The 19,837-nt window shown below is 48.2% G+C and carries 20 protein-coding genes and 1 pseudogene; 15 read left to right on the forward strand and 6 right to left on the reverse strand.

Annotated elements, in window-relative coordinates; all coding sequences use genetic code 11:
• The 8 genes and pseudogenes from QN379_RS20985 to QN379_RS21020 all read left to right on the forward strand — a co-directional run.
• Nucleotides 1–495 (forward strand): annotated as a pseudogene (locus tag QN379_RS20985) (sodium:solute symporter family protein); the annotation flags it as partial.
• A gap of 99 nt (nt 496–594) precedes the next feature.
• Nucleotides 595–2,190: an amidohydrolase gene (locus tag QN379_RS20990; protein ID WP_323507522.1), complete on the forward strand. Its 1,596-nt coding sequence runs from the start codon at nt 595–597 to the stop codon at nt 2,188–2,190.
• A complete protein-coding gene (locus QN379_RS20995) occupies nt 2,187–3,281 on the forward strand; it encodes a GTP-binding protein (RefSeq protein WP_323507515.1) in 1,095 nt (364 codons plus the stop codon). The genes QN379_RS20990 and QN379_RS20995 overlap by 4 nt, the downstream gene beginning before the upstream one ends.
• 108 nt (nt 3,282–3,389) lie before the next feature.
• Nucleotides 3,390–3,614, forward strand: a complete 225-nt coding sequence (locus QN379_RS21000) for a hypothetical protein (RefSeq protein ID WP_323507516.1) — start codon at nt 3,390–3,392, stop codon at nt 3,612–3,614.
• A gap of 100 nt (nt 3,615–3,714) precedes the next feature.
• The gene (locus tag QN379_RS21005) at nt 3,715–4,035 is read left to right on the forward strand and encodes a hypothetical protein (protein WP_323507517.1); all 321 of its coding nucleotides are present in this window, start codon (nt 3,715–3,717) and stop codon (nt 4,033–4,035) included.
• A 312-nt stretch (nt 4,036–4,347) separates the two neighbouring features.
• Nucleotides 4,348–4,659 carry an EthD family reductase gene (locus tag QN379_RS21010; RefSeq protein WP_322237783.1) on the forward strand — a complete coding sequence of 104 codons (312 nt, stop codon included), beginning with the start codon at nt 4,348–4,350 and terminating at the stop codon, nt 4,657–4,659.
• A 452-nt stretch (nt 4,660–5,111) separates the two neighbouring features.
• The gene (locus QN379_RS21015; RefSeq protein ID WP_323507518.1) at nt 5,112–6,251 is read left to right on the forward strand and encodes a HAMP domain-containing sensor histidine kinase; all 1,140 of its coding nucleotides are present in this window, start codon (nt 5,112–5,114) and stop codon (nt 6,249–6,251) included.
• Nucleotides 6,252–6,594: 343 nt separating this feature from the next.
• Nucleotides 6,595–7,293, forward strand: coding sequence for a dienelactone hydrolase family protein (locus QN379_RS21020; protein WP_322237786.1), 699 nt, complete (start codon nt 6,595–6,597; stop codon nt 7,291–7,293).
• Nucleotides 7,294–7,400: 107 nt separating this feature from the next.
• Here QN379_RS21020 and QN379_RS21025 read toward each other — a convergent pair whose 3' ends face one another.
• Nucleotides 7,401–8,576: a D-alanyl-D-alanine carboxypeptidase family protein gene (locus tag QN379_RS21025; protein WP_323507519.1), complete on the reverse strand. Its 1,176-nt coding sequence runs from the start codon at nt 8,574–8,576 to the stop codon at nt 7,401–7,403.
• Between the two features lie 304 nt (nt 8,577–8,880).
• On the opposite strand from QN379_RS21025, the gene QN379_RS21030 reads away from it, so the two are divergent.
• On the forward strand, nt 8,881–9,453 hold the full coding sequence (locus tag QN379_RS21030; protein ID WP_322237789.1) for a DUF4337 domain-containing protein: 573 nt from the start codon (nt 8,881–8,883) through the stop codon (nt 9,451–9,453).
• Nucleotides 9,454–9,795: 342 nt separating this feature from the next.
• Here QN379_RS21030 and QN379_RS21035 read toward each other — a convergent pair whose 3' ends face one another.
• Nucleotides 9,796–10,014 (reverse strand): hypothetical protein, encoded by a 219-nt coding sequence (locus QN379_RS21035; protein ID WP_322237790.1) that lies wholly within the window; start codon nt 10,012–10,014, stop codon nt 9,796–9,798.
• 249 nt (nt 10,015–10,263) lie between these two features.
• Nucleotides 10,264–10,578, reverse strand: a complete 315-nt coding sequence (locus QN379_RS21040; RefSeq protein ID WP_322237791.1) for a high-potential iron-sulfur protein — start codon at nt 10,576–10,578, stop codon at nt 10,264–10,266.
• A gap of 337 nt (nt 10,579–10,915) precedes the next feature.
• On the opposite strand from QN379_RS21040, the gene QN379_RS21045 reads away from it, so the two are divergent.
• The 4 genes from QN379_RS21045 to QN379_RS21060 all read left to right on the forward strand — a co-directional run bounded on the left by QN379_RS21045 (nt 10,916) and on the right by QN379_RS21060 (nt 13,346).
• On the forward strand, nt 10,916–11,161 hold the full coding sequence (locus tag QN379_RS21045) for a hypothetical protein (RefSeq protein ID WP_322237792.1): 246 nt from the start codon (nt 10,916–10,918) through the stop codon (nt 11,159–11,161).
• A 45-nt stretch (nt 11,162–11,206) separates the two neighbouring features.
• Entirely contained in the window at nt 11,207–11,653 is a 447-nt protein-coding gene (locus QN379_RS21050) for a hypothetical protein (protein ID WP_322237794.1), read from the forward strand.
• Between the two features lie 173 nt (nt 11,654–11,826).
• Nucleotides 11,827–12,534 (forward strand): peptidoglycan DD-metalloendopeptidase family protein, encoded by a 708-nt coding sequence (locus QN379_RS21055; protein ID WP_323507520.1) that lies wholly within the window; start codon nt 11,827–11,829, stop codon nt 12,532–12,534.
• 329 nt (nt 12,535–12,863) lie between these two features.
• Nucleotides 12,864–13,346, forward strand: a complete 483-nt coding sequence (locus tag QN379_RS21060) for a DUF1178 family protein (protein WP_323507521.1) — start codon at nt 12,864–12,866, stop codon at nt 13,344–13,346.
• 86 nt (nt 13,347–13,432) lie between these two features.
• Here the strand turns inward: QN379_RS21060 and QN379_RS21065 are convergent, their stop codons facing one another.
• The 3 genes from QN379_RS21065 to gmk form a co-directional block, all read right to left on the reverse strand.
• Nucleotides 13,433–15,706, reverse strand: a complete 2,274-nt coding sequence (locus QN379_RS21065) for a bifunctional (p)ppGpp synthetase/guanosine-3',5'-bis(diphosphate) 3'-pyrophosphohydrolase (protein ID WP_322237798.1) — start codon at nt 15,704–15,706, stop codon at nt 13,433–13,435.
• 33 nt (nt 15,707–15,739) lie between these two features.
• Complete coding sequence (gene rpoZ, locus QN379_RS21070; protein WP_168052254.1) at nt 15,740–15,943, reverse strand: DNA-directed RNA polymerase subunit omega; 204 nt, start codon at nt 15,941–15,943, stop codon at nt 15,740–15,742.
• A gap of 81 nt (nt 15,944–16,024) precedes the next feature.
• Nucleotides 16,025–16,669, reverse strand: coding sequence for a guanylate kinase (gmk, locus tag QN379_RS21075; RefSeq protein ID WP_323507523.1), 645 nt, complete (start codon nt 16,667–16,669; stop codon nt 16,025–16,027).
• Nucleotides 16,670–17,269: 600 nt separating this feature from the next.
• Between gmk and QN379_RS21080 the strand changes: the two genes are divergently transcribed.
• Both QN379_RS21080 and thrC read left to right on the forward strand, forming a co-directional pair.
• Nucleotides 17,270–17,827 carry a pilin gene (locus tag QN379_RS21080; RefSeq protein ID WP_416186877.1) on the forward strand — a complete coding sequence of 186 codons (558 nt, stop codon included), beginning with the start codon at nt 17,270–17,272 and terminating at the stop codon, nt 17,825–17,827.
• A gap of 353 nt (nt 17,828–18,180) precedes the next feature.
• A complete protein-coding gene (gene thrC / locus QN379_RS21085; RefSeq protein ID WP_322237800.1) occupies nt 18,181–19,641 on the forward strand; it encodes a threonine synthase in 1,461 nt (486 codons plus the stop codon).
• Nucleotides 19,642–19,837: the final 196 nt, after the last annotated feature.

Below are 19,837 nucleotides of genomic sequence, written 5' to 3' on the forward strand. Positions count from 1 at the left end.
GCAGTTAATCTTTTACCCGGCTGGTTATTGGGGCTGGTGACGGCTGGTGCGGCGCTTTCAGGTTTGCTGGTTTTAGCCGGTATCTGTTTGTCGATTGGGCCATTAGTCACACGTAATCTAGTTCCCAATATTCCAGAGAGTAAGCAGAAAACCAGCACCATATTTGTCATTGTCACTTACCTGGCCACCTCAATCGTGCTGACGCTATTTACGCCTAACTTGATGCTGACGATTATTAACACGGCTTATTACGGGATCACACAATTTTTTCCAGGAATGATGATCATCCTATTTTTTAAGGGCGTAAAAGCAAATGCGGTTGCGTTGGGAATCATCGTGGGGCAAGTGCTGGCTATCTTGATGTATGTCAATAAAATTGATTTGGGCGGTTTCAATATCGGTTTAATTTGTTTGCTAGTTAATATTATTGTTCTCTGCACTGCACATTTTTTGATGAAATTGTGTTCAAAAAGCATGCAAACAGTTTTGCCATAAAGCAGTTTCAGCCATTATTTTTCTGTGGAGTACGGTGTGAGTTTAACTAAAATAAAAAGCCAGAAGATTCAAGTTTTTGTTGCGAAGAAAATTATCACCATGAACCCCGGTCAGCCAGAGGCGACCTGTGTCGCGGTGCGCGAAGGAAAAATTCTTTCTGTTGGCTCACTGGAAGAAGTCGGCCAATGGGGAGAGGTTGAAGTTAATCACGCTTTCCAAGACAAAATTTTAATGCCAGGGTTGGTCGAAGGGCATTGTCATTTAATGGAAGGTGCGATGTGGGATGCGGTCTACGTTGGCTATCACGACAGACGTGGACCGGACGGAAAGTGTTGGAAAGGATTAACCTCCTTAGACCAGGTTATTCGACGTCTGAAACAAGCAGAAGCAGAAATGACAGATGCTTCTACCGAATTGCTGGCGTGGGGATTTGATCCGATTTTCTTTGGCACGGGCCGCCTGTCGGCCAAAGAACTGGATACCGTTTCCGCCATTCGCCCCATTGCGATTTTGCATGCCAGTGTGCATTTAATGAACGTTAATTCGGCGATGTTAGCGGTTGCGGGCCTTGATGAAGATACGGATATTGATGGCATACATAAAGATGCCGCCGGCAAGCCTTCGGGTGAACTGCAAGAATTTGCCGCTATGTTTCCTATCTACCGAATAATCGGCAAGCAACTAGCGATCTCTTCGAGCGAAAAAGAAAGCGCGATCTGGAATTTTGGTAAAGTGGCCCAACTCGCTGGCGTGACCACCGCGACTGATCTCATGAATGACCTGTCGGCGATAGGAGCGGTAAATTTACGCAAGATTACACCGGATGATAATTATCCGATTCGGATTGTCCCGGCTTATGGACCGCAAAGAAGTGCAGAAAATGGCTTAAAAAGATTGCAGGAAGCGATCGCAAAAAATACCGATAAATTGCACTATGGACCGGTGAAAGTGATTGTCGATGGTTCGATTCAGGGATTCACGGCACGCGTCAAATGGCCCGGTTATTTTGACGGTAAGCCAAACGGTTTATGGATTATTCCGCCCAGTCAGTTTGTGGAATTATTTACACCATTCCATCTCAATGGTTTGCAGCTTCATGTGCATACAAACGGTGATGAGGCTGCAGAATTGGTCATCAATGCGTTTGAGGAAATATTAACCAAACATCCTCGCGCTGATCATCGCCATACTCTGCAGCATTGCCAGATGGCCGATACAGCGCAATTGCGCCGCATCGCCGCATTGGGCATGTGTATCAATTTTTTCTCAAACCATATTTATTATTGGGGTGACGCACACTACAATCAGACCATGGGGCCAGACCGCGCCAACAGGATGAACGCCGCAGGTTCCGCGCTGCGACTGGGCATTCCGATTGCGTTCCATTCTGATGCGCCGATTACACAATTGAGCCCGCTTTTTACAGCCTGGTGCGCAGTGCAAAGAAAAACATCTTCCGGTCGTGTGTTGGGCGAAAACGAGCGTATTTCGGTGTCGGCTGCATTGCACGCCATTACGCTGGGTGCGGCCTATACATTGAAGATGGATCACTTGGTCGGCAGTATTGAGGTTGGCAAGTACGCAGATTTTGCAGTGCTGGAACAAGACCCGACGCAAATTGATCCCGATCATTTGAAGGATATTTCTGTATGGGGAACCGTTTTGGGTGGCAAGGTTTTTGAGTCGCCAAAATGATGCCGAGCACCTTCAACCAGCTGAACGCGCTAACCACCAATGTCGATAAATATATGCGTACAGCGATTGACCTGGTCGTGATCGGTGGTTATCTCGGGGCGGGTAAAACAACGTTACTGAATCAAGTTTTATCTGCACGGACCGGAAAAAGAATAGCGGTTCTGGTCAATGATTTTGGCAGCATTAATATTGATGCTGCGCTGATTCGCTCCAAAACGGATGATGTGATCAATCTGGAAAATGGCTGTATTTGCTGCTCCATTGGCGACAGTTTAACCGAAGCGTTAATCGCCATTAGCGCAAGGGAAAATCGGCCAGACATTCTGCTGATCGAGGCAAGTGGCGTCTCCGATCCTGCAAAAATTGCGCAAATTGGGATGTCCGACAAGGCGTTTAGATTATGTGCAATCGCGGTGTTGGTGGATGCTGAAAATAGTGAAAAAACGCTGCACGATCCGTATGTTGGCGACATTGCCCGGCGTCAAATTGCGGGGGCCAGTGTTTTGGTATTGACCAAGCTCGATTTGATTTCTGACGGAAAAAAAATTAGTACCAAAATCCAACTTTCTGCCATCGCTAAAACCAACTATATTATCGATGCAAAGAATGGACAAATTCCGCTTGAATTCCTTTTTGATTCTGCACTGTTGCCAGACGTTAAGTCTGACTTGAACGAGTCGACCACGCCGCCCGCCTTGATGACGTTAGTTGATGAAGATACAAAACACCACTTTGCAATACGCAGCTTTAACTTTAATTCTTCAGCCTGTTTCGATAAAAAAAAGCTAAAACAAATGCTGTCGACGCTATCAGACAAAATACTCCGTGCCAAAGGCATTGTCTGGCTTACCCAAGACACCGTTCCTTACGAGCTGCACGTGGTCGGATCGCGGATCATGCTGATTCCCTTTGCGGGCAAATCTGGGCCAATATCAACGATCGTATTTATTGGCCTTATCAACTCTGCTGATGAGAGACAAATGATCGACGCTTTGCAACAAGCGGTCGGCGCACCGCAACTGTCAAAAGCGAAAGATCCGGTGATCCAGCGATCACCCTTTCTATTGAGGTCACTTGCGTCTAATCGTTAGTTTGCGTTAGTTCGCCTTAATTCGGCATCGAAAAATAAGAAGATAGTGATCGGGGTTTAAGCGGGCAATGAAGTAACGGAAAATACAATTTGCTTCACAGAAAGCAGAATGATGCCCTATACTCGTTGCGTCCCTGATAAAAATGGGACCGAGTTTAGTAGCTCGACCGTAGTAGTGCGCACACACCATGCAAAGTGGTGTGTGTTTTTCATCGTTGCCCGTTTATGGGCGGCAGTGGCAGGGAGGCTTCGGCCTGCCGGGAATCGCTTCTACGCCGGTCTACTAACCTTGCCATTTGTCGCCCACCCGATTTCTAATCGGGATGCGGCGTAACTGAAAAGGAACCAACTATGCTTCGAACCATCACCTCTACCGCATCTTCTTTAGCATTCTGCAAATACCTCACGATCCAAGTCATCACGGAAGCGCAGCCATGAGCATGCCGCCACCGCCAGAACCAGAAGCATTCCATCAGCCTTTTTCATGGCTTCCTTTGCATTATCAGACTGACCAATGCGCGCAATTTTATGCGCTTACGGTAGATGTCTGCTACGGGATAAAGACATGTATGGAGCTGGTCCACGTAAGCAACGCGGACCGCGGCACTGACGTCAAGCCGACGCTGGATATCATCGATACCGAGCGCTTGCTGCGCCTTGCATTAACGTCCGCGCAGATGCTGGCAGAGACTGCCGAGCATCGTATCGATAAACTGGATCGCCACGTCAGGATCGGGCCGATATCGGCACTCTGATTCTGCCTGATTTGAATGCGGTTCTTTTTTTTATTAATTTATGCGATGCTTGATTGGTGGAAAGGTGGCAAGGTAACGGCGGCGCACGGGCAGATTTGATTTCCACGTTTCATGTGGTCGCGCGCAAAAAACGTCGCGTCAGAAGCGTAGAAATCTTAATCGATTATTGTGTGACCCACAGCACACTATGTTTGCGTCTTCCAACAGGTAAATTGTCAGTCTTCTTCGAACGCATAACATCGTAATGCGTTATAGTCCGTGGCTAATAAAGAGCACTATTCAATTAACCAATAAAAAATCAGGAGATAAGATATGGCGAAGCTTTTTGTAACATATCAGCAGCCGACCGACACCAAAGCATTCGATGCGCATTATGCTGAGAAACACGTGCCTTTGGTCAAGGCGATACCGGGTTTGCGTGGCTTCGAATTATCCAGCGGTGATGTGATGGGTATGGCTGGCAAGCATGCCTTCTATCTGGTGGCGGTTTTGGAGTTTGATTCCGTTGCGGCCATTCAGGCGGCTCTGGCTACACCAGAAGGGCAAGCGGCAGCGGGCGATTTGGCTAACTTTGCCGGCGCTGGTGTGGATTTGTTGATGAGTGAAACCAAGATAATAGTGTAAAACAATGGCAGCATTTGCGACGGCCATAGCGCACAAAATTCTGGTGGCGTGCGCGCCACAAATGCTGTCAGTCCGGTACTAAACTACACTCGCTGCTTGTGCAGGCTTGCCGACTCAGTTCGGCGATCTGCTTCGAAACCTTAATGGCGCTATTGCATATTAGTTCTGGCGTGGTTGGCTCTGGGGCTTCACTATTGTCGCGTTTGTTGGTCCAACCTAAGCATTCGGCGCGCGCTGCATCAAGTTCAGAATATATTTTTTGGCGACGAATAAGGCGCGGTATTCTATATTTGATGGGGATGTCATCACGGCACGCTTTTTGCGGCTATGATCTATCTATTAGTTATTTTGTAGTGTCTTGTTGCTGATATTCAAGTCGGGTTATTTTTTTGTTGCGCTTGTTGTTGTTTTGCCAATAAAGGACTGTATCCGTTGCGGGTATGGCGCTCATCATGAAACTATCCTGCTTTATCAGCACCCACACCGAGCAAATCATTAAGGAGTGGGAATCTATCGCACGGACACTCGGTGCTCCTGCTAACCAACTTTCAACCACCGCGCTACGCGATCATATAAAGAAAATTCTTCAAGAAATTGCCTCCGATATTGTCATTACACCAAGTCCCCAGCAACAAAATCAGAAACTGGAAGGCGTTACCCTGCGCATTATGGATGATGAAAGCGCGGCGGCGACGCATGGTCTGCTGCGTCAACTGAGTGGATTCTCTTTGACGCAGCTCACTGCCGAATATCGTGCATTAAGAGCGATTGTGCTGCGTTTATGGTTGCCACAAATTGGTCAAATTTCAGAGGAGACGACCTATGATATGGTGCGTTTTAATGAGGCAATAGATCAGGCATTGGCGGAGTCGGTGACTACTTATTCGGATCAGGAAACACGTACCCGAGACACCTTTCTGGCAATTCTCGGACACGATTTAAGGAGTCCGCTTGCCACCATGGCAATGGCTGGCGACTCGTTGTCACGTTTGCGGGAGCAGAAGGATAGTGTTCGACTGATCGGAGCGCGAGTAGTCAGAAGTGCCGCTACCATGAATGCAATGGTGAATGATTTATTAGAGTACGCAAGAACGCAGCTTGGTGGAAAAATGCCAATGGTTAGGGAGGAGGTTAATGTCAAAGAAATTTGTCAGGCTGCGCTAGAGGATGCCAGTGCAGCACATCCCGATTGCAAATTTACGCTGGATACGGCGGGTGATCTGATTGATTGTTTTGATAGCGATCGATTGCAGCAGGTTTTTTCTAATTTGTTGAATAATGCAGCGCAGTATCGCACTACCGAACAGCCAGTGACAATTTGCGCGACAGGCGAACGGGAGGCGATCATCGTGACAGTGAAGAATCTCGGCCCCGTCATACCCACCGAGTCGTTGGTGGCTATTTTTACGCCGTTGGTCCAACTCAACGTAGACGGGCAAGGGCATAGCCGCCCATCGACCAGCCTGGGCTTGGGTTTGTTTATCGCGCGCCAAATTACTGAGGCACACGGAGGAACGATAACGGTCGAGTCAAACGAAAGTGCGGGTACGGTATTTACGGTGAAACTTCCGCGACAGAAGGCGATTCAATAACCATCCAATAACCATGCGATTGCCGATTTGGTGGCCGATGGGAAGTAGTTTTTAGGGTGAGTTTTGATGGATATAAAGAGGTCATCAATTTTGCAGTGACGCCTTGGATGTGATGTCTTCAGCAGTGACGCTAGCGTATTGCCCCTGGCCTTGTTTGGTTTTTTTGCGCCGCAAGTTATCTATAAATACTTCTGATATGATTACCGATCAATGGCGTGAGCAGTGATGCTGGCGCTGTTTTGGTATATCCAATACTCAATACCCGCATCAATACAGAACATACAACACAGAATTCACGCGTCTCAGGCGCTATTTTCTAATTTTAAATTAAAAGGAAACCACGATGAACGGACACTGGATCGATATCCCGACCGCAGGCGCAACCGGATTTAGCGGCTATCTCACTTTGCCGCCGACCGGCAAAGGCCCAGGTATTGTTCTTTTGCAAGAAATCTGGGGCGTCAATGAGCATATCCGCACCGTTGCAGATCAATACGCTTTGGCGGGTTATGTTGTATTGGCACCCGACGTGTTTTGGCGCATGTCGCCGCGCGTCGATTTAGCCTACGACGAAAGCGGTACCGAGCAAGCGTTCGGGTTCTATCAGAAAATTGATGCTGATCAGGCGGCGAAAGATGTCGCCGACGCCGTTGCAACGTTGCGCAAGCTACCTGAGTTGAGTGGCAAAGTCGCGACGCTTGGCTTTTGTTTTGGTGGGCAGCTTGCCTTCCGCGCCGCGGCGCTAAGTAATGCCGATGCGGCTGTCTGCTTTTATGGCGGCGGCATTGATCAGCATCTGGACATCGCTGACCAGATCAAACAGCCAATCTTATTTCACTACGCGGCCGATGACGCACACATCACACAGGGCAACGTGGCAGCCGTAAAAGTGGCATTTGCAGGGAAAGCAAATGCCACCTTCCACGACTATCCGAATACCGATCATGGGTTCAATTGCTGGGGGCGTCCGGCCATGTATAACCAGCGTGCTGCTGCGTTGGCAGAAGGTCGCACATTGACTTTCTTAGCCGAAAATCTGTAACCAGTAATCTGTCATGCATGCGATCAGCATGCATGACTGCTATCCTGAACATACCATCGGTCTGAGTTTGTTTAATTAATACATTAATACATTAATACATCAATACATCATTGATGCTTCATGAAGTGATCGATGGTCGTATTAACCCAAAGCCACACATCATCCAAAATACGTGACACAAAATTGGCTTGCTCTACACTCGCCAATGCAACAATGGCGTGAGTCAGTACAACATTTTCGCCTACTTGTACTTTAAGCTGACCTAGTTTGTTGCCTTCGGCGATCGGTGCAAGCAGCGGATTGTTGAGCTCGATCGTCTGCTTTATTTTGCTAGCTTGACCCTTGGGGACCGTGACATACAAGTCTTCAAGAAAACCCCCTTTTAGTTCTCTCTGTTTGCCTTTCCATACCTTCGGCGTCACAACTACTTCGCCGTGTGAATACAACTTTACCGTGTCAAAATTCTGATAACCCCATTGCAACAGTTTGTGGCTTTCTTGCGCGCGCGCATTGCCGGACGGCGCACCCAATACGACGGCGATAAGACGTCTGGTGCCGGTGCCATTGGGACGGTTGGCAGAAGCAATGAGGCTATAGCCGGAAGCGGCCGTGTGGCCGGTTTTTATGCCGTCAATGTTGGCATCTGTCGACAGCAATTGATTCCGGTTCTGCTGCGTAATTTTGTTATAGGTGAACGATTTAATTGCGTAAATTTTGTAGCATTCTGGAAAGTCCTCAACCACGTGCGTTGCAAGGGTAGCCAGATCGCGTGCCGTTGAATAATTTTCAGGATCTGGCAGTCCATGGGAGTTGGCAAAGTGCGTGTCTTTTAAGCCCCATATGCGCGCAGTGTTATTCATCTGGGCGACAAAAGTTTCTTCCGTGCCAGAAATGGTTTCTGCCATGGCAACTGCAGCATCGTTGCCGGACTGTACGATAAGGCCATACAGTAAATCCTGAACGCTGACCGGTTTGTCGGGTTGGATAAACATCCTCGATCCTTCATGATCAACTTTCCATGCGCGGGTCGATACATTGACCATTTGCTGCGGGTTGAGCTTTTTTTCTTCTATTGCTGCACAGGCCAGATAGCCGGTCATTAGTTTTACTAACGATGCTGGCTCTACCCGAACATCGGCATCGTGTGAGGCTAAAACATGGTCACTATTGGTGTCGAGCAATAACCATGATTTAGCCGTTAAAAGTGGTTCTGTCGAGGTTTGGGCGAAAGGCGCTGCAACCATAAGACAATTCAGGATCAGGATCGCCGAGATCTTTTTCATTTTTTCCTCCGTGCTAGCTGAAGCATGGTGAGAAGACGGGGTGTTACGAGATGGGATGTTTTTTTGTTAATATTTAAATAATGCCCGAAAAGTCAGATGGTAGCTAGCGCGATGAGATATTTGTAAGGAGTGTTTTGCTGCATGGTAGGGCGAATGGGTGGCGGAAATTACCTAATTTTTTTTGTAAATTTATCGGATATTAGCTGGGTAATGATGTATAAAAGCGACGGCGCTGTGAATCTTATCAATCTACTAAATATGTTTCATTTCATGGTTCATTTTTAGTCTACCTTCAGAGAAAATAATGGAAGAAGAATACGAAGTGCCAAGTCCTCATGAGCACGCAATTGAAGAGGCTGTAGAAAAAGAACGCGATGGTTTGGCGCAAAAAGTCGCCCTGATGACAGCCATTTTGGCGACCATCGGCGCGCTGGTGAGTTATCAAAGTGGTGCGGCGCAAAACGAAGCGATGTTTTTAAAGAATCAAAGCATCCTGAAGCAGGCTGAGGCTAGTGATCAGTGGGCTTTCTATCAATCAAAGTCGACTAAAAGCCATCTGGACGAAGCAGTTGCCACACTGACAGAAAATCCAGAATTGAAAGCCCGTTATCTGGCAGATCGCGATAAACAGGATCGCCAGAAAGCAGCTATTAAAATCGAAGCGGAGAGCCTTCAGGCAGAGTCACGCAAACTTGGTGAGGAGTCGGAAGCAAAGCTGAGGCCGCATGAGCGATTGGCACTTGGGATGACGTTCATTCAAATTGCGGTGGCGTTGGCGGCAATTACCGTGCTGACCAGAAAGCGCTGGTTGATTTGGGGTTCCGTGATATCCGCAGGAGTGGGAATTATTTGCTCTGCTACGGCTTTTTTATACTAAACGACAACTAGCCGCCAATCAATTGCCGATGTTTGATTTCCTCTATTCTGAGGAGTTTTTATACCTTAAGGTAACGCATACTATCGAATAGTATTCAATAGTAGCGTCAATGATCGGAACGGGCTGACAGAGATGTCTAGATTGTAAAAAAGCAAAAGCGATGCATCCGCATCGCTTGTAAGTGTTTCAAGGAACGAGCCCGCACAGATAATATGCGGGCTTGTTTGTTTGGTCAGAGGTAACCCAGACGGTTCTCAAACACAAATTGGGTGCGTATTGAAAGAGCGTTATCGTTGATCAAAAGTTGGATTAAACGCCTGTCAGAGATGCGTTTGCTCACCATCAAATTCGGAATATTCTTTCGTTAGTGTGAACGATTTCAAATTTCGTTTCTGATAATTGATGCAGGTGTCGCCCGTCAGACAATTGATAGCTTTTGGGGCCTGGTAACTCGTTGATTTCACCGCTGGTTGTCGCTGCGGTAATCGGATCGTGATACACGTGCACGTGATAACTGCTGCCGGATGCGCCTTTGGCGTCAAATTTATCTACCAAATCCATGGGAGTCTCCTGTTGGTCGCGGATTGAATATCCATAGTAACAATAGCAGATTTGAATAAATTTCTGGCGCTCTTTTACAAAGGGCGCAATATTATTTTACTTCTTTCAGAAAAATATGTGTCGACGGACTTTTTTTTGGTCGCACCTTGGTGCAACTAACAGGCGAGCACTCTCTTTATAAAAGCAAAAGCCCAGCGTGCTAGCTGGGCTTGGTATTGCGACATCAAACGTAAGTCAGAACAATCTTGACTACGCCTTTTTTGAATAAGCGCTACACCAACCATTTGCTGCTACTACTTTGCCAGCAAAAAGTGGGCATCCACCCGTTGCATCGCTAGCTTTACCTTGAAATAATTGGCAATTGTTGCATTGCTGGGCTGGCAAGTGATTCGGATATTTAACTTTGTCAACTTTAGTCGAGTCATGGTTGTAACCCAGAGCCACCGCTTGCGGATCTTTGTCATCGACTTTTGCTGCTTGCGCACGTGCATTGAGAGAGAGGCCTATTGCAGATGCTGCTGCTATATGAGATAAGTTTTTCAAAAATATTCTACGATTACTCATGTGGACTCCTTATTTGGGCTATTTTTACGGTACCTCTACCGTGGAGTCGAATCGTAGCACGGGCATATAAAACGCGTATATTTTTGCCTATATATAGGTCATTCGGATTGATAAGGTTAATTGTTAATTAAGTATTTGACGCATCAACATGATTTGTCATTTTTTTGTTTTCAATTTTTTTGCTACTGCACAACAATTTCAGGGTGGCGTCAGGTGGATTGCTTATTTACCATGCGGTTAGTACGTAAATACATTCATTTCGTACGAAAAGCCACGAGCAAACTACCCTATGCAGTCTTCAGTTTGCTAAACTCCCCGCTTTATAGAAGGAACGCGCATGACCGACGCTAACACACCTGCACCTATTCCAGATATGCCGACAGATAGTTTGAATCCAGAATTCGTTGGCGTCTGCCGCGATATCGGCTACGAAGTCGGGCTATCACTCAAGCCTGAACGCAAGGCGCAGCTTTTTACCGCTTTAGCCGACTTGAACGAACTTGCACTCGAATTGCGTAGCAGTACCGACAATCCGAGTTTGAATGGTTTTTTGGATGGTGTAATCACGGCGCTAGAAGAGTGATCAAGTTTTATTAATAACAATTGGGTCGAGGGCTATAAGGCGGATATGGGTGTTATAAAAACTAAAGGCAATGCGACAAACGATGTCGACAGCTGCCACCAGGGTGGGACAAACGGAGCGGTCATTGGCGTGGATATGGTTGGGGGAAGCGCATCGTCCGAAGTGAAAATATGCGCGGGACAGTTGGCCGATCAACAGATCCCAAAAATGGATGACGCAGCCTCTGCAAAAGACCGCGAGTGGGAGCGCCGCAAGTGGATTTGGCAAATGGGGACCATTGTATTGATGGGCTTCAGCGGACTTTTGCTAAACGCGATAATAAAACCTTTTGCGACCCCGAAGTCTGCCGCGACGCTCTCTGTTGAAGCTTACTGCAAGGAAGATGGACGAGTCTATTCGGTCTCTCCGGATCTGACGGCCAATTCACTTGAGCGTGCATGTTCGGTCAGGCAGGGCATGGATTCGTCGGCGCGCATTTCGCCCTCGGAATAGTCGGCGCAGGGATGCATCAGGTCACTTTACGGCAATCGATTGGCCCAACTAAATGAACGAAGCCGCATATTCGAGGTCAAGTATCGGTCTAATCGATGGGGCGCAGGGTAATGGTGGGAATGAGGTTATTCCTATCGGATTCTGAACTCGCGAATCCGTGAAATGGAATGAGAATGCAAAAAATTCGTTTGGTAATACTAGCAGTCCTGATCGTCATGCTTGCGGCATGCAGCACAACCGGCGGCGGTCAGACCGGCGCATCCACGCCGAGCGGGCCAGGATATTACACAGTACAAAAGGGTGATACGTTGTACGCCATCGGCCGCAAGTTTGGACAAGATCATCGCAGTATCGCTTCCTGGAATAAGCTGGAAAATGCAAACGGTATCGAAGTAGGACAAGTGCTTCGGGTCGCACCGCCTGGCGCAACTGCGGATGCTGGCGTAAAAAATACTGATCGTATTGGTAAGGCGCCCGCACCGACGTCAGTGCCACCATCTGGAAGCGGTGAGGAAAGCAAAATTGATTGGCTGTGGCCAACAGAAGGGTCGAAAACAAGCAGCTTTTCGTCGAAGAAAAAAGGAATTGAAATTGCAGGAACAAGCGGGCAGCCAATTCTGGCAGCGGCAAGTGGCAAGGTAATGTATGCGGGAGCAGGGATTCGTGGTTATGGTAATTTGCTGATCATAAAGCATACCGGCAACCTGTTGTCCGTGTACGCGCATAATAAGACTATTCTTATTAAAGAAGGCCAGATGGTCACCAGAGGTCAGAAGATCGCTGAAATGGGCAAATCGGATAGTAGTACCGTTAAGCTATACTTTGAAATCCGTCGTGATGGTAAACCGATTGATCCTTCTGCCTTGTTCCCCGGGCATTAGCCAATCTGATAGCCTGTTGACGCGTTTTATTCTGGAATGCGTTGATGGGGTGAGTTGCAGCTAAACGGCGCTAAAAGTTGAAATCGTTGTGTAGAAATCGTCTTAAGCTCATGACGATGGTGGGCAGGTTTAGTAGAGAATCAGGGCGGCACGATAAAAAATAGAAGAAGTTATAAAAAAGACGCAAAAAAGCGCCTAAAGCAACAGTGACGATGGTGCGAGAAAGAAATTACGCACGGGTAGCATATAATCATATACGGTATTAATATTGTCGGCAAAACGCAATTAAGCAAGAAGCAATCACTTTTCTGTATGGGTGTGTAAGAGCAATGAAAGTTTATAATTTGGGTTGCGAACAGCAGCATCGCTTTGAAGGATGGTTTTCTTCAGAGGAAGATTTTCTATCGCAATCTGATCGTCATTTGATTACCTGCCCGACTTGTGACAGTCCGCAGGTGTATAAATTGCCATCAGCTCCACATCTGAATCTCTCTCACGCCACGGCTTCAACATCGGCATCATCCTCGGCATCGGCATCGACATCAACATCAGCGAAAGCGCAAGATACGCGCAGCGATTTGGCGATCAGGCAGGAATCAGCATTGTTTGAAATGGCACACTACATGTTAAAAAATACCGAAGATGTTGGTGAGCGCTTTACAGAAGAGGCGCGGCGTATTCATTACAATGAAGTTCCCAGTCATGCGATACGGGGAGTCGCCAGCCCCACTCAGCGAGAAGAATTGGCAGAGGAAGGGATTGATTTCGTGGAGCTGGCGTTGCCGGCACGATTCAAGGAGTCGTTGCAGTAGCGTCAGATCGCGGCAATTCAGATTAGTAGAAAATGAATAGCGGGTGTTAGCGTCAACACGTTGCTCTAAAAAGCATGTCGACGGAGTTAACTTCGATCCCGTAAAATGCGGGTAACGCCATGAATTCTACGGACGTTGCGCATCAGACGCGCCAGATGAACGCGGTCTTCGATCTGGATAGTAAAGACCAGTTGCGTCATCAGTAAATCTTTATCGTCATCCATATTGACGTATGTGATGTTGGCGTCGGACTCACCGATGTCAGCCGCGACTCTTGCCAAAATCCCTTTGCCGTTATGTACCAGTACTTTTACGCGACAATCAAAACGTCGGTTTAAGTCATGCGCCCAACGTACTTCAATCCATCGCTCTGGATCTTTACTGCGTTGACGTTTCGCTACATTGCAATCTTCGGTATGTACTACCAAGCCCTGATCGCGCTTGAGTTGGCCGATGAGCATGTCACCCGGAATAGGCAGGCAACAAGCCGATAATTGAATCGATACACCTTCGCTGCCAGTGATGACCACCGGTTCGGCTTTGAGCGGTATTGCTAAGCCTTCCATGTCTAATAACGGCAACGAAATTGGCTGGTTTTCCAGCAATCCCATGATGTGCCGAGCGACCAGAGCTGCCATGCGTTTGCCGACCCCGATATCGGCATAAATCTCTTCCATTGAATTCGCGCTGGATTCGTTGAGCAGTCGTTCAACCACGACTGGCGCCAAGGCGGGGTTCAGATTGAGTGTTGCCAGCGCTTGCGATAACAGGCGCTTACCGAGATCAATCGACTCATTTAAATTGCTGGTACGCAGATGATGACGGATCGCGGATCGCGCTTTGCCAGTACGAACAAAGCTGAGCCAGTTAGGACTCGGGCGTGAACTGCTGGAGGTGATGATTTCGACGATATCGCCATTGTGCAGTTCTGAACGTAGCGGAGCGGGTTCATGATTGATCTTGGCGGCAACGGTCTGATCGCCCACGTCGGTATGAATCGTATAGGCAAAATCGAGTGCAGTGGCGCCGCGTGGCAATGCGATGATCTTCGACTTTGGCGTAAACACGTAAACAGAATCAGGGAACAGGTCGACTTTGACGTGTTCCAGAAACTCAGCTGAGTCGCCGGTTTGTTTCTGGATGTCGAGCAGCGACTGCAACCACGCATGCGTACGTTGCTGTAACTCGCTTAAATCGCCATCTTCATCTTTGTATAACCAATGCGCAGCAACGCCGGACTCCGCCACGCGATGCATATCTTGCGTTCTGATCTGAAACTCAACCGGCGTTCCGTAAGGGCCAATCAGCGTTGTGTGCAGCGACTGATAACCGTTGAGTTTAGGGATCGCAATGTAATCCTTGAATTTGCCGGGCATCGGCTTGTACAGCGCGTGCAATGTACCCAGCGCGACGTAGCAATTGGCGAACGTATCAACGACAATCCGGAAACCGTACACGTCTAACACTTGGGAAAATGACAGATGCTTATTCCGCATTTTGCGATAGATGCCGTAAAGCGTTTTTTCGCGGCCATCTATTTGCGTCGGAATACCCGTAGCAAGCAAGGTGGTATTGACCGAATCAAGAATTTTGCTGACAACTTCGCGTCGATTTCCGCGTGCTGCGCGGACTGCTTTCTGTAGCGTGCGGTGGCGCAGCGGGTGTAAATGTGAAAACGACAGTTCTTGCAACTCGCGATAAATATTGTTCAGACCAAGCCGATGCGCAATCGGTACATACACTTCCATCGTCTCGCGCGCGATACGGCGTTTTTTCTCTGGAACCATGACACCGAGCGTGCGCATATTGTGCAGACGATCCGCCAGCTTGATCAGAATTACGCGGACATCCCGCGCCATCGCCAATAACATTTTGCGGAAATTTTCCGCTTGTGCTTCGATTTGGCTTTGAAATTCAATTTTATCGAGTTTGGAAAGACCATCGACCAGACTAGCCACCGGCGCGCCAAAGCGTTCGATCAACTCATCTTTTTTGACGTCCTGGTCTTCCATTACATCGTGCAGAAGTGCAGCCATGATCGCTTGCGCGTCAAGCTTCCAATCGGCGCAAATTTCGGCGACGGCAATTGGATGCGAAATGTAGGGTTCACCTGATTTACGCATCTGCCCCAGATGCATTTCATCTGAAAAGCGATACGCTTCCTTGACCTTCTTTAATTCGGAAGGGCTAAGGTATTCAGCGAGTTTGGTAGTCAGGTGGGTGATCGATGCAACGCCGATTTTGGACATTGGCTGATCAGTGGATGTTTCAGTTGGTGCAGTTTTGACAGCACGAGGCAATACAGCTCGTTTTACAGGAGCGGCTGATGGTAAGGTCGAATCTGGAGGAGTCAGGTTCATACTATTTATACACCAGCCGCAGTACGTGGACGATTAACCCGGCACTTTCTTAAGCATTTCGATACCAACTTTGCCAGCAGCGATTTCACGCAGGGCAATAACAGTTGGCTTGTCTTTCGCATCAACCTTAGGTGTGTGACCTTGTAAAAGCTGACGTGCGCGGTATGTTGCGGAAAGAGTCAATTGAAAACGGTTAGGGATGTGCTTGATGCAATCTTCAATGGTAATGCGGGCCATATGTTCTCCGAAAAAACAGGGTCATTGTCGCTCTTGCATCAACGCCGTTTGAGCGTCGTTGTCGTCAAGATTAACGTGGTGTCAACTTAGGTTGGCATGAATGCCAAGTTGCGCAAATAAGGATGCGTTACGAACTGCTTGTTGCGCGAAGCGACATCGTGTCGCTTTGACAATAGCAGTTAGTTCCGACAAAGCAGTAGCAAATTCTTGGTTGATAATAACATATTCGGACTCAGGCGCATGCGCGATTTCCCCGCCAGCGGCCAGAATTCTGCGGGTTATCACCTGTGGCTCGTCCTGTCCGCGTTTTTTGAGACGATCTTCCAACGCAGCGATGGACGGCGGCAAGATAAAAATACCAACAACGTGGGGAAATTGCTTTTTAACCTGTTGCGCGCCTTGCCAGTCGATTTCTAGCAAAACGTCCGTTCCGGCTTGCATTTGTTCGGCAATCGCCAGGCGGGAAGTGCCGTAATAGTTGCCATGCACTTCGGCCCATTCCAGAAACTCACCTTGCTTATGACGCGCTCGGAAGTCTTCCACTGAAGTGAAATGATATTCTCGTCCGTTTTTCTCTTTAGTGCGTGGCGGTCGGGTCGTATAAGAAATCGACAGCTTAATCGCGGGCTCTTGCGCCAGCAACGCATTTACCAGCGTCGATTTGCCCGCACCAGACGGGGCGACCACCATAAATAAGCTTCCAGACATTGGGTGTTCGTCGGGCATGGCAGCTACGTTCAGGTGTTCGTTCGGCGATAGAGGTAACAGTGGCGGCGTCATAGCGGTCAACTTATTCGTAAAAAAGGGTGGCTTGCCATTGTGCGCAGACGTGAGATCAAAGTGAGATCAAATAAGGCATCAACGCCTGAGTGCATGGCTTGCTGATAGAGCAGCATTGTATCAGTGCAGATGACGTGTTGCAGGGAGGATAGTGTGGAGTGCGCGTTATAAATGTGGCAAAAGCGTAGTAAACCCGTGGATAGTGCGCAAATTTTTCTTTTGAGAAATGTAAAAGCATCTAGCCTGAATGGAATTGATTTTTTGTCCAAGACTTTCTTCCGACGAAAAGCTATGAATGTAATCGCTTGTCAATTTATGTGGCGAATCAGGCAATTACCATCTTTAGGAATGAAAGCACGGGTCAAGTGACGGTTTTGGTCATGTAAAATGATGAAACAGACGAATTTTGTCGATACTTACGTAGTAAAAAACGCGCTTGTCCTTGGCCTTTACTAGGGCGGTTAGCAGAAAAGCAGAGCTGGCACGGTCCATGCTCTATCGTCTGTAGAAGTTCAACTGAATCTAGAGGGAGTTTACTACATGAATATGTCTATTCGTCGCTTGTCGACTAAAGCACAAAAAGGTTTCACGCTGATTGAGTTGATGATCGTTGTTGCGATTATCGGTATTTTGGCTGCGATTGCATTGCCAGCTTATCAAGATTACATCGTCCGTACACGGGTTACTGAAGGTTTGGCATTGGCCGAAAGTGCCAAGCTCGCCATTGCAACCGAAGGTGCAACATCCGCCGCTGATCTGGTGACCGCAAGGGCAACTTGGAATGCGCAAGCAGGTGCTACTGGTGCGAACAGCAAATACGTTAATTCGGTTCAGATTGCTGCAAATGGAGAGATCACGATTGTTTATAATGCTGCATCAGTGGGTGTGGGTGCGGCAGCGAATACGATTGTATTGGGACCATATGTCCGCACAGCCGCTGCCGGTGCTTCAGTCAAGCTGGCTGCAGCGCAAGCTGCGGGAACGACTGGCGCGCTTGACTGGGGTTGCGCATCTGCGACTCAAGCAACAGCAACAGCTCAAAACATGCTGACTGTTACTGCTGGGACATTGCTGGCTAAGTACGCTCCAGCTTCCTGCCGCTAACAGGCTTAGTTGTAACGTAAGTCAAAAAAAGATGCTTCGGCATCTTTTTTACATTTCAGAGCGTAATTTGATCAATAGTCTACTTTCTTTACTTATACGCATCGGCGATGCTCGGATATTGTTGCTCTCTTGGCTATTGGGATGACCAAATTCGGTATCGTAGTGCTATTAATTCTCCTGAGCGGTGATTATAGTTAGCAATTGTCAATTCAAGCGCGATTCAGCGGTGATGCCTAATCGGCAGCTATAATACTGCCCAATCGATGAGGATTTGGTTAAGGGGCTTGTTAATGCGCTTAGCCATCCAATCTCCCTCTGCATTTTTTGCTAGCACATACAACTACATAGACCCTATGCAATACGTTTCCACGCGCGGCCACGCTACGGCACAATCTTTTTCGCACATTTTGCTGGGCGGTCTTGCACCGGACGGTGGGCTATATTTGCCCGCAGAATATCCGCAGGTGAGCGCTGCCGAGCTCAATCATTGGCGCACATTGTCATACGCGGACCTCGCTTTTGAGGTGCTGCGGAAATTTGCGACTGATATTCCGGAAGCGGATTTGAAGGCGTTGACGCATAAAACCTATACCGGTGCGGTCTATCGCAACGGTCGTGCAGGTGAAAATGCTGAAGAAATCACGCCTTTGCGCGTGTTGGAAGAAACCGACGGCTGCAAACTTGTTCTGCAAGCGCTATCCAATGGACCGACGCTGGCGTTCAAGGATATGGCGATGCAGTTGCTGGGTAACCTGTTTGAATACACCTTGGCCAAGGACGATGCGGCGTTGAATATTTTTGGCGCGACGTCGGGTGATACGGGTAGCGCGGCTGAGTACGCAATGCGTGGCAAAAAGGGCATCCGCGTGTTTATGCTGTCACCACATAAAAAGATGAGCGCATTTCAGTCTGCGCAAATGTTTAGCCTGCAAGATCCGAATATTTTTAATATCGCAGTCGAAGGTGTATTCGATGATTGTCAGGATATGGTCAAAGCCGTGTCTAACGATCACGCGTTCAAAGCAGCGCAAAAAATCGGCACCGTTAATTCGATCAACTGGGCACGCGTCGTCGCGCAGGTGGTGTACTACTTCCGTGGTTATTTGAGCGCCACGACCAGCAACGACCAAAAAGTGTCATTCACCGTGCCTTCAGGTAATTTTGGTAATATCTGCGCCGGACATATTGCGCGCATGATGGGGTTGCCAATTGATAAGTTGGTGGCTGCGACCAATGAGAATGATGTGTTGGACGAGTTTTTCCGCACCGGTATTTACCGCGTTCGCAAATCAGCCGAAACGTACCACACCAGCAGCCCGAGCATGGATATCAGCAAAGCGTCGAATTTTGAACGTTTTGTGTATGATTTGCTGGGTCGCGATCATGCGCGTCTGAGTGCGTTGTTTCATAAAGTTGAGACGCAGGGTGGCTTTGATTTGTCGGGCAATCCCGGTAGTGATGGCGATGAGTTCCGTAAAATTGCCGAGTATGGTTTCCAGTCAGGCAAGTCGACGCATCAGGATCGTTTGGATACGATTCGAGATGTTGAGAAGCGGTATGGGATTACTATTGATACGCATACTGCGGATGGCGTGAAAGTCGCACGCGATTACATGACGCCGGGTGTGACGATGATTGTGTTGGAGACTGCGTTGCCAGCGAAATTTAATGAAACGATTCGTGAGGCTTTGGGGCGAGATGCAGAGCGGCCTGATGGGTTTGAGAATATTGAGGCGCTGCCGCAGCGGTTTGATGTGATGGCGGCGGATGTTGGGGTGGTTAAGGGGTATATTGCTGGGCATACGGGGTTGTAAATGAATGTTTGGTTTGGTTTGGTTTGGTTTGGTTGAGTTTGGGCTTGGGTTTGGACGTCGTTACTTAATACGGTTACTGCTCCGTGGGGGCTTTGTCGGGGGTGGCCCGACAGCCAGTCACTTTTTCTTGCTTGGCTCGGCGCCCCCCGCCAAGAAAACGTAACCAAAAAGAAGGCGACCGCAACTGACGCTGCCC

Source organism: Glaciimonas sp. Gout2 (genome assembly GCF_035018905.1).
Classification (GTDB): Bacteria; Pseudomonadota; Gammaproteobacteria; order Burkholderiales; family Burkholderiaceae_D; genus Glaciimonas.

Coding starts and splice junctions, on each gene's coding strand:
- QN379_RS20990 (WP_323507522.1), top strand. CDS start 595: ATGAACCCCGGTCAGCCAGAGGCGACCTGTGTCGCGGTGCGCGAAGGA.
- QN379_RS20995 (WP_323507515.1), top strand. CDS start 2,187: ATGATGCCGAGCACCTTCAACCAGCTGAACGCGCTAACCACCAATGTC.
- QN379_RS21000 (WP_323507516.1), top strand. CDS start 3,390: ATGATGCCCTATACTCGTTGCGTCCCTGATAAAAATGGGACCGAGTTT.
- QN379_RS21005 (WP_323507517.1), top strand. CDS start 3,715: ATGAGCATGCCGCCACCGCCAGAACCAGAAGCATTCCATCAGCCTTTT.
- QN379_RS21010 (WP_322237783.1), top strand. CDS start 4,348: ATGGCGAAGCTTTTTGTAACATATCAGCAGCCGACCGACACCAAAGCA.
- QN379_RS21015 (WP_323507518.1), top strand. CDS start 5,112: ATGAAACTATCCTGCTTTATCAGCACCCACACCGAGCAAATCATTAAG.
- QN379_RS21020 (WP_322237786.1), top strand. CDS start 6,595: ATGAACGGACACTGGATCGATATCCCGACCGCAGGCGCAACCGGATTT.
- QN379_RS21025 (WP_323507519.1), bottom strand. CDS start 8,576: ATGAAAAAGATCTCGGCGATCCTGATCCTGAATTGTCTTATGGTTGCA.
- QN379_RS21030 (WP_322237789.1), top strand. CDS start 8,881: ATGGAAGAAGAATACGAAGTGCCAAGTCCTCATGAGCACGCAATTGAA.
- QN379_RS21035 (WP_322237790.1), bottom strand. CDS start 10,014: ATGGATTTGGTAGATAAATTTGACGCCAAAGGCGCATCCGGCAGCAGT.
- QN379_RS21040 (WP_322237791.1), bottom strand. CDS start 10,578: ATGAGTAATCGTAGAATATTTTTGAAAAACTTATCTCATATAGCAGCA.
- QN379_RS21045 (WP_322237792.1), top strand. CDS start 10,916: ATGACCGACGCTAACACACCTGCACCTATTCCAGATATGCCGACAGAT.
- QN379_RS21050 (WP_322237794.1), top strand. CDS start 11,207: ATGGGTGTTATAAAAACTAAAGGCAATGCGACAAACGATGTCGACAGC.
- QN379_RS21055 (WP_323507520.1), top strand. CDS start 11,827: ATGCAAAAAATTCGTTTGGTAATACTAGCAGTCCTGATCGTCATGCTT.
- QN379_RS21060 (WP_323507521.1), top strand. CDS start 12,864: ATGAAAGTTTATAATTTGGGTTGCGAACAGCAGCATCGCTTTGAAGGA.
- QN379_RS21065 (WP_322237798.1), bottom strand. CDS start 15,706: ATGAACCTGACTCCTCCAGATTCGACCTTACCATCAGCCGCTCCTGTA.
- rpoZ (WP_168052254.1), bottom strand. CDS start 15,943: ATGGCCCGCATTACCATTGAAGATTGCATCAAGCACATCCCTAACCGT.
- gmk (WP_323507523.1), bottom strand. CDS start 16,669: ATGCCCGACGAACACCCAATGTCTGGAAGCTTATTTATGGTGGTCGCC.
- QN379_RS21080 (WP_416186877.1), top strand. CDS start 17,270: ATGTCTATTCGTCGCTTGTCGACTAAAGCACAAAAAGGTTTCACGCTG.
- thrC (WP_322237800.1), top strand. CDS start 18,181: ATGCAATACGTTTCCACGCGCGGCCACGCTACGGCACAATCTTTTTCG.